At 30.9% G+C, this 8,500-nt stretch carries 8 protein-coding genes and 1 riboswitch; of the genes, 4 read left to right on the plus strand and 4 right to left on the minus strand.

Annotated features, from left to right (window positions below; all coding sequences use genetic code 11):
• Positions 1–12: 12 nt before the first annotated feature.
• Both B4E95_RS09010 and B4E95_RS09015 read right to left on the minus strand, forming a co-directional pair.
• Complete coding sequence (locus B4E95_RS09010; RefSeq protein WP_291091246.1) at positions 13–3,204, minus strand: response regulator; 3,192 nt, start codon at positions 3,202–3,204, stop codon at positions 13–15.
• A 42-nt stretch (positions 3,205–3,246) separates the two neighbouring features.
• Positions 3,247–3,936: a GAF domain-containing protein gene (locus B4E95_RS09015; RefSeq protein WP_115001658.1), complete on the minus strand. Its 690-nt coding sequence runs from the start codon at positions 3,934–3,936 to the stop codon at positions 3,247–3,249.
• Positions 3,937–4,081: 145 nt separating this feature from the next.
• On the opposite strand from B4E95_RS09015, the gene B4E95_RS09020 reads away from it, so the two are divergent.
• The 4 genes from B4E95_RS09020 to cobC all read left to right on the plus strand — a co-directional run bounded on the left by B4E95_RS09020 (position 4,082) and on the right by cobC (position 7,291).
• Entirely contained in the window at positions 4,082–4,726 is a 645-nt protein-coding gene (locus B4E95_RS09020) for a hypothetical protein (protein WP_291091240.1), read from the plus strand.
• A gap of 9 nt (positions 4,727–4,735) precedes the next feature.
• A riboswitch (cobalamin riboswitch) is annotated at positions 4,736–4,856 on the plus strand.
• 100 nt (positions 4,857–4,956) lie between these two features.
• Positions 4,957–5,976 carry a nicotinate-nucleotide--dimethylbenzimidazole phosphoribosyltransferase gene (cobT, locus tag B4E95_RS09025; RefSeq protein WP_286474210.1) on the plus strand — a complete coding sequence of 340 codons (1,020 nt, stop codon included), beginning with the start codon at positions 4,957–4,959 and terminating at the stop codon, positions 5,974–5,976.
• Complete coding sequence (locus B4E95_RS09030; RefSeq protein ID WP_286474212.1) at positions 5,970–6,746, plus strand: adenosylcobinamide-GDP ribazoletransferase; 777 nt, start codon at positions 5,970–5,972, stop codon at positions 6,744–6,746. The genes cobT and B4E95_RS09030 overlap by 7 nt, the downstream gene beginning before the upstream one ends.
• Entirely contained in the window at positions 6,731–7,291 is a 561-nt protein-coding gene (cobC, locus tag B4E95_RS09035) for an alpha-ribazole phosphatase (protein ID WP_115001662.1), read from the plus strand. The genes B4E95_RS09030 and cobC overlap by 16 nt, the downstream gene beginning before the upstream one ends.
• 1 nt (position 7,292) lies before the next feature.
• Here cobC and B4E95_RS09040 read toward each other — a convergent pair whose 3' ends face one another.
• Both B4E95_RS09040 and B4E95_RS09045 read right to left on the minus strand, forming a co-directional pair.
• Positions 7,293–8,009: a DUF2071 domain-containing protein gene (locus B4E95_RS09040; protein ID WP_291091242.1), complete on the minus strand. Its 717-nt coding sequence runs from the start codon at positions 8,007–8,009 to the stop codon at positions 7,293–7,295.
• Positions 8,010–8,104: 95 nt separating this feature from the next.
• Complete coding sequence (locus B4E95_RS09045; RefSeq protein WP_291091244.1) at positions 8,105–8,338, minus strand: hypothetical protein; 234 nt, start codon at positions 8,336–8,338, stop codon at positions 8,105–8,107.
• Positions 8,339–8,500 lie beyond the last annotated feature (162 nt).

Genomic DNA, 8,500 nt, shown 5'->3' on the forward strand with positions numbered 1-8,500 from the left:
TAATATTGGTTTTTAAATAATTTTTAAATAGTTAATAACTAATTCTATTTCGGTTTTTACTTTAATAATCAGCTGGTTTTCTTGTAGGTAATTGATTGAAGTCGATTTTTCTATTTGTTCGGTTAAATCAGCCAAAATTGTAAGTCCAGCAGTTTTTGCTGTTCCTTTTACTTTATGACCTAATTGATTTAATCCTTCTAAATTTTGTTTGTTGGAATAAGTTTCAAATTCTAGTATAGATTTTTCTAACTCATTAATAATTATTTCTATAAACATTTTTCTAAATGATTCATCATCTTTCGTATAATTATTTATCATAGAAAGATCAAGGTGATTTCCAAAATCGTTGGTTTCATTCTTTTCTTTTTTAGAAAAATCTAACCATTTTTCTAAAACATCAAAAATATCTTTTTCTCGAATTGGTTTTGCTAAAAAATCATTCAATCCAGCATCAAGACATTTTTCCTTTTCGCCTTTTACATTTCCCGCTGTCACTGCTATAATCGGAGTTTCTTGAAAATTGTTTAATAAACGAATAACCTTAGTTGCTTCAATACCATTCATTTCTGGCATTTGAATATCCATCAAAATTAAATCGATCTTATTTTCTTGACAAATTGATACGGCTTCCGCTCCATTCGCAGCCGTATACAAAATAGAATTTGGTGCAATATTTTTGATAATCTGCTGATTTAAAGCCATATTAACTAAATTATCATCAGCAATTAAAATATGAAATTGTTTCGAAAAATCTTGCGAAATTTCTTCTTGATTTTCAATTTCTATGGTTTGAATTTCTTTCGAATCAATAATCGTTTTACGCAGCGTATCAAACAATTCTTCAGACTTAATTGGTTTCAATAATCGCGAAGTAATTCCCAATTCTTTTGCTTTCTGAATTAGATATTCATCCTCAGAAGAACTATGCAATAATACTAAAGGAATTTTTGTATTCTTAGTTACAAAATACTCTTTTATTTTCTGAATTGTTTCTAAACCATTCAAAACTGGCATGTGATAGTCCATCAAAATAACATCGTAAACATTGCCATTCAAAACTTTCTGAAGCGCTTCCATTCCATTGTTCGCAATATCAGACGTTATATTTTTGAACTGCAACATATGCTGCAAAATCATTTGATTACTTTGATTATCATCTACAATCAACACATGATTTATTTCTTCCAAATGATCAAATTGTTGCTCAATATTATATTCGTAATCAACTTCTAAATCAAAGAAAAATGTAGAACCTTTATCTATTTCGCTTTGCAATTCTAGATGACTTCCGAAATAATTTAGCAACTTATTTGAAATTGTTAAACCTAAACCAGTTCCTCCGAAACGTTTACTAACAGTGCTATCCTCTTGAGTAAATGCATCAAAAATCTTGACTTGTTTTTCTGGTTTTATACCAATTCCTGTATCACGAACAGAAAATCTCAATTTTACTTTTTCTCCTTTTACAATTGGTTCAACTTGACTAATTTTTAGTTCTATTTCTCCACTATCCGTAAATTTCACAGCGTTTCCAAGTAGATTAATCAAAACTTGTTTTAGACGAACTTCATCAATCCAAATAAATTGAGGTAAATTATTATCTATATTCAACAATAATTCAATTTTTTTGTTTTCGGCTTGATAAAGAATCACATTGATTACTTGATTTCCTAACTCGAACAAATTATTTTTTTCTATCAAAACATCCATTCGACCGGATTCAATTTTAGAGAAATCTAAAATATCATTTATTATTGACAATAATGAATTTGCAGAATCATTAATAAAATTCAAATATTGTTTTTGAGTCGGATTAAGTGGCGTTTTCAACAATAAATCAGAGAAACCAATCACACCATTTAACGGCGTTCGAATCTCGTGGCTCATATTTGCTAAAAATTCAGACTTTGCTTTACTAGCGATATCCGCATTCTTTTTCGCTTTTTTAAGCTCTTTATTTTTCTTAACAGATTCTGTTATATTTTGCGAAAACATAATCAAACCGCCAATCTGTTTTTTGTTGATATACCACGGATGAATCGCCCACGAATAGTGTTGATCCGTATCATATTTTGGTGTGCGATAAATGGTATCATCATTCGAATAATTTTCGCCTTGCAAACAAGCATCGTAAATTGCTTTTCTTTCTGCTGGAACATCATACATTTCGTAATGAGATTTTCCGATCACATTTTTCTTTTTTATCGCAAATTCATCACTCCATTGATTACTCAAAGTCAGATAATTCATTTCATTATCAAACATTGCAACAGAAGCAGGTACGTGATTAATAAACGTTTCGAAAATGGCTTTTTGTCGAGCCAATTCTAACGTATAACGTTTCCTTTCATTAATATCCTGAAAAATTCCAAAAACGCTAACACATTCACCATTTACAAATTCTGGAATTCCTTTGCATCTTACCCAAATTGTTTTTCCATTTTGCGTAACGATTTGCAATTCCATATCATATTCAATCCCTTTTTCTACGGCATCTCTAAAGGCTTTCTTGATTTTTGGATAACTACTTTTAGCTTCATAAAAATGAAGTGCAGTTTCTACATTTGGTTCATAATCTGGTTCAACTTCGTGGATTTTTTTCGTCGTATCTGCCCAAATTAATTTTTGTTGAATCAAATCATATTTCCAACCTCCAACATTTGCAACTTCGTATGTATGATCTAACAATTGACGAACACGATTAAGATCTCTTTCCAACAAAGTTCTTTGCGTCATATCCACCGCAGTGCTCATTACAACAGGATTTCCTTCGTTATCTTTGTCCAAAATATTGCTGTATAACCAATATGTCAACGAACCATCTTTCTTAATCAAACTCATCAATCCAGAATCTTGCTTTTTACTCAAAATTGTTTCGATATAGGTTTGATATTCTTTTTGATTAGCTTTTGGAATTAAATTTTTCAGATTCAAATCTTTTGCTTCACTTTCTGAATAGCCCATAGATTCTAATCCCGTCTTATTTATCGACAAAATATTTCCATCCAAATCGTGAATCGTCATCAAACCAAGCGAAGAATTGAAGAAATTTCTAAACTTACGTTCGCTGTTTTCTAATTCTACTTTTTTCGAATTTTCTAGCGTGATATCTCGACCAAAGAAAAAGATTTCGTTATCAATTTTTAAATTCGATTTTGTGTACCATTCCACCAACTTCTCTTCTTGAGATTCAGGAGAACACATCAAACATTTAAAATTGATTGAATCTGTATTATTTTTAAGATTTTATAAATACGTATTAACTTTCTTTTTATCTTTTTCCGAAACAAAATCTAAAAAGTTTTCTGCAATAATTGTCTTTTCATCTTTTATTCCTAAAACCTCTTTAAAAGAAGGATTTATAGATTTTAGAACACCATTAATATCGGCAACTCCAATAAGATTATTAGATATTTTATAGATATTTTGAAAGTAAGAAGCGTCTTTTTTTCGCTTTTTACTAACCAATAATTTGGTAATATTTTTCCCAAGTTGAATCAATAAATTACGTTGTTTATCGTCTAACGTTCTTGGATAATGGTCGTTTACACACAATGTTCCCAACGCATTTCCATTGTCATCAATCAATGGAACACCAGCATAGAACTGAATATTTGCGGCTTTTACACCAGCAATATTTTTTGCAGGTTCAAATTTCGTCACATCATCAATCACCAAAATTTCATTTTCTACCAAAGAAAATTGACATATCGTTTGTTGTCGCGGAACAATATCTACCTCGATTCCACAATTTGCTTTAATCACTTGATAGTTTTCATCAAAAACAGAAACTAACGCAATTGGCGCATTACAAATCAAACTCGCAGCATTTGCAAAAACTTCTAATTCTTCGTCTTTATCATGCGCTTGTAAATTATAATCGTAAACCGCTTGCAATCTTTGCTTTTCGTTCGTTGGGATGGGATAATTTTCCATTTAAATAATAGCTATTTTAAAGGAAAGTAGAGGTGGTTAAAGATATTACATAAATCCAAATATTCGAAATCAATTATTTCTAAAAATCAAACCAACCTTTTTATTCCTAAAATCATCTCTATTATAAATCTAAACTTTAAAAAATATGAAAATCACAATCCCAACTCCATGCAAAGAAAAATTACGAGATGATAATTTTTGTACGAAATGTCAACATAAAATCACTGACTTTTCTAACTTCACAAATGACGAAATTTCAAATGAATTTCAGAAAAAAAACGTTCATTGTGGTATTTTTCATCCAAGTCAATTAGGTCAAAATCTTTTCAAGAAAACGATTTCTAATGTTATGATTTTTTCTGCTTTAGGATTAATGAGTACTTCATCAAAAGCTCAAAAACATAATACAGCTTGTCATGATAATCCTTTACCTATCAATAATTCTATAGAAAATGAATCGATTGAATTTAAAATAATTGTTACTAAAAGTTATAACACAAGAATTCAAGAGTTTTCTACTTTCCGATTATTAATTAATGGTGAATTGATAGAACAAACTTTAAAAGTTGGTGAGGAATACACTATAAAATGCGATGTCCAAAAAGGTTTACCAATTGATATTCGATTAGCTTCAAACGAAAAAAACATAGAAATTAATAAAAATTACACAAGCAAAAATCTACCAAAAAAATTAAAATTGAATGTAGCAGATTTCGTAGCGGAAGAAATTATTATGGGAGATATTGAAATAGAACCAAGAATACAAGGAATAATTGCTATTAAAGAATAGTTTTTTGCTTTTATGATTATTTTCTTACCTTGCTAACACAAAAGGGAATCGAGTGCAAATCTCGAGCTGTCGCGCAACTGTAAGTAGAGAAAAACTATAAGCCAGACCACTTTTTAGATGATGCTTTCGCGATTGAAGCTCAATCAAAACTACATGTATTTTATTATTTGTTGAATTGATTGCACTTGATTTCGAAAGCATTTTTTTATTAAAATTTAGTTTAGTATAAAATGCAAAAAGAAGAAATTCAACACATTATTGATCTTAAAACAAAACCGCTAGGAGCCTTAGGTTTATTAGAAAAAACCGCACTTAAAATTGGTTTGGTTCAACAAAAAAAACAGTTAGAATTAATCAATCCACATCTAATTGTTTTCGCAAGCGATCATGGAATTGCGCAATCTGGTGTTAGTGCGTATCCTGCGGAAGTTACACCTCAAATGGTTTTTAATTTCCTAAATAATGGAGCGGCGATTAATGTTTTTTGTAATCAAAATGAGATTGATTTAACCATTGTTGATGCTGGTGTAAATTATCATTTCGAGGATTATTCGGTTTTGAAAAATTGTAAAGTAGCCAAATCAACCAAAAATTTCTTGTACGAACCTGCCATGACCTTAGATCAATTGGAACAATGTTTTGATTATTCGAAGACAATTGTGAACGAAATCGCCCAAAATGGGACTAATATTATTGGTTTTGGCGAAATGGGAATTGGGAACACTTCTTCTGCGTCGATGCTTGTACATTATTTGACCGATTTGCCTTTGGAGCAGTGTGTGGGACGCGGAACTGGTTTGAATGATGAGCAATTACAGAATAAAATCAATATTCTTAATCAAGCAAAAAATACGCATGGAAAAATTACTGATCCAAAACAAATTTTAGCGACTTTTGGAGGTTTTGAAGTTGCGCAAATGACAGCTGCAATGTTATCTGCTTATGAACACAATATGTTGTTGATGATTGATGGATACATTGCTTCGGCAGCGATTTTGGTTGCGTCTAAATTAAAACCAGAAATTCTAAATAATGCTATTTTTTGTCATCAAAGTGACGAATCTGGACATCAATATTTATTGAATTATTTCAACGAAGAACCAATTCTGAACATCAATTTGCGTGTTGGCGAAGGAACAGGTTGTGCGTTGGCTTATCCAATTATAAAAAGTGCAGTGAATTTCTACAATGATATGGCAAGCTTTGAATCTGCAGGCGTTAGTAACAAAGAAACTGAAGTAGAATGCTAAAAAAGGAAATCACTTATTTTTTAACAGCTTTGATGTTTTTTACACGAATTCCAATTCCGTTCAAAATTCCATACAGCAACGAAATTATGAATCAATCACAAAAATATTACGCGGCGATTGGTTTATTAGTTGGCGCTTTTAACGCGTTGATTTATACAATTTGTCAATTTATTTTACCAATTGATATCGCTATTATTATCACAATGATTACAAGTGTTTTGCTGACTGGCGCCTTTCACGAAGATGGTTTTACCGATGTTTGCGATAGTTTTGGAGGCGGTTATGGCAAAGAAAAAATCTTGACAATTATGAAAGATAGCCGAATTGGAGCTTACGGTGTAATTGGCGTTATCTTATTGTTGTTATTAAAATTTACATCACTTCAACATATTGCCGAAAATAATTTTTGGTTGATGATTTTCAGCTTGATCGCAGCACATTCGGTTAGTCGCTTTTTTTCTGGAATGATGATTTATACGCACGAATATGTGACAGATATTGACAAAAGTAAATCGAAACCGATGGCAAACAAAGCACTTCCGATAAAAAATCTTGTTATTAGTTTTCTTTTCTGTCTTGTACCTTTTATTGTTTTTGGCGAATGGAAATTTTTGTTGATTTTACCACTTTGTTACATCGGAAAAGTTTATTTGGGCTGGTATTTCAAAAAATATATTGGCGGATACACAGGCGATTGCTTGGGAACTGTGCAACAAGTTACCGAAGTTTTGTTTTACCTTGGCGTTTTAATACTATGCAAGTTTCTGTAATTCGACATACAAAAGTTAATGTTCCTTCATCGGTTTGTTACGGGCAAACTGATGTGGAATTAGCTGACACTTTTCATCAAGAAGTTGTACAAATTCATACTAAAATTGAAAACGATTTTGAGGTAATTTTTTCAAGTCCATTAAGTCGTTGTCAACGATTGGCAGAAACTTTCTCGAATGAAATTATTTTTGATGATCGATTAAAAGAATTCAATTTCGGAGATTGGGAAATGAAATCGTGGAACGAAATTCCTTCGGAAGAAATAGAACCTTGGTACGTCGATTTTGTCGAAATTAAAACGCCAAATGGCGAATCGATGCAAGAAATGTCTGCCCGTCTTTTTGATTTTATGGACGAATTACGAAATGCTCAATACGAAAAAGTGTTGATTGTTGCACATGGAGGAATCATTCGTTTGATGTGGTGTTATTTGTTGCAAATTCCAATCAAAAATGCATTCAAAATTCCTGTAAATTATGGCGAAATATTTCAGTTTAATTTAGGAAAAACGAATGAAGAAGATTTTATTTTGAAGAAAGAATAGATTACAAACATTTTATCTTTTCTAACGACTTCCATTCATGCTCGATATTTGTCATAAGAATTGCATTATCAAACTGAACAGAACCTATTGGAAAGATTGTTTCATCTTCAAAAAAACTTGATTTCACATGTAAAACTTCCAATGGTTCTACTCCCCAATTATAGGTTTCGAGTTTTAGACCTTCAAAATTATTTCCATGTGGAGAATAACCGACAGAACCATTCTCGAAGAATTTTGAAACTTCATCCAACGTTTCGAAAATCGAATTCGAATTAAATTCAACAGATTTTTTAGCATCAATTTCAATTCGCGTATCATCAGAACTCGTAAAATCTAAATGATAATTATCGTTTTCTTCTATAACATTAAACTTCGCAAAATAATGTTTTCCAGGAAAAACTCGACCACCAACAAGTGCATTCAATTTTAGCGAAGTATCTCGCCTCGGAATATAAACACCTTCTTTTGTCACGCCATTTTCCTCCCATTCAACCGCAATTCGATGCGCTGCATTTTCAGAATTCACTCCTACAAAATCAGGCAAACCTTTTGGTTTTATATCTTTCAATCGAATCAAACAAATTCCAGCAATTGCTTTTCCTTTGTACAATTTTGGGCGAAAAGGTCGAGGCAAAATCTTCTCAATATAATGCGGTTCTACACAAAAATTGATTAACATTCTGCGTTCTATAATACCATGAATTGTTGGAATTTTCATAACTCTATTTTATTATTTTCAATAAATTCATTAATAATTGATTTGAAATTTCGTGTTACATCAAGCTCTAAAATATCTTTCACTGACATCAAGCTTTATACTTTCCAAGCGTTATTTATAGAATTATATGAATCTAACTTAGAAACTAAATTTTTATAAAAAATATCGTTTCCAATTTCCATTTCAATGTTATTTATAAATTCATTTATTGTAATTGATTCTTCGGACCAATCATTTTCTGCATCAAAAAGTTTAATTGCAATCGTAAAATCTACTTTCGACTTGAAATTATTTCTTTCAATTAGTATTAATAACTCATCAAATGTCATTCAAATTATATTTCCCCCTAATTTCTTAAAAAAAATCAACAAGTCAAATATTTCAAAATTAATTTATTAGAAAAAAGTTGTAAAATTTATTCGAAAAACACTTGCAAAAGTAATATTAATGACCTTATATTTGCACTCACAACGCGGGAATAGCTCAATTGG

Origin of the sequence: Empedobacter sp. UBA7494 (genome assembly GCF_002478465.1) — a bacterium.
Classification (GTDB): Bacteria; Bacteroidota; Bacteroidia; order Flavobacteriales; family Weeksellaceae; genus Empedobacter; species Empedobacter falsenii_B.

Coding starts and splice junctions, on each gene's coding strand:
- B4E95_RS09020 (WP_291091240.1), top strand. CDS start 4,082: ATGAAAATCACAATCCCAACTCCATGCAAAGAAAAATTACGAGATGAT.
- cobC (WP_115001662.1), top strand. CDS start 6,731: ATGCAAGTTTCTGTAATTCGACATACAAAAGTTAATGTTCCTTCATCG.
- B4E95_RS09045 (WP_291091244.1), bottom strand. CDS start 8,338: ATGACATTTGATGAGTTATTAATACTAATTGAAAGAAATAATTTCAAG.
- B4E95_RS09040 (WP_291091242.1), bottom strand. CDS start 8,009: ATGAAAATTCCAACAATTCATGGTATTATAGAACGCAGAATGTTAATC.
- B4E95_RS09010 (WP_291091246.1), bottom strand. CDS start 3,204: ATGTGTTCTCCTGAATCTCAAGAAGAGAAGTTGGTGGAATGGTACACA.
- B4E95_RS09015 (WP_115001658.1), bottom strand. CDS start 3,936: ATGGAAAATTATCCCATCCCAACGAACGAAAAGCAAAGATTGCAAGCG.
- B4E95_RS09030 (WP_286474212.1), top strand. CDS start 5,970: ATGCTAAAAAAGGAAATCACTTATTTTTTAACAGCTTTGATGTTTTTT.
- cobT (WP_286474210.1), top strand. CDS start 4,957: ATGCAAAAAGAAGAAATTCAACACATTATTGATCTTAAAACAAAACCG.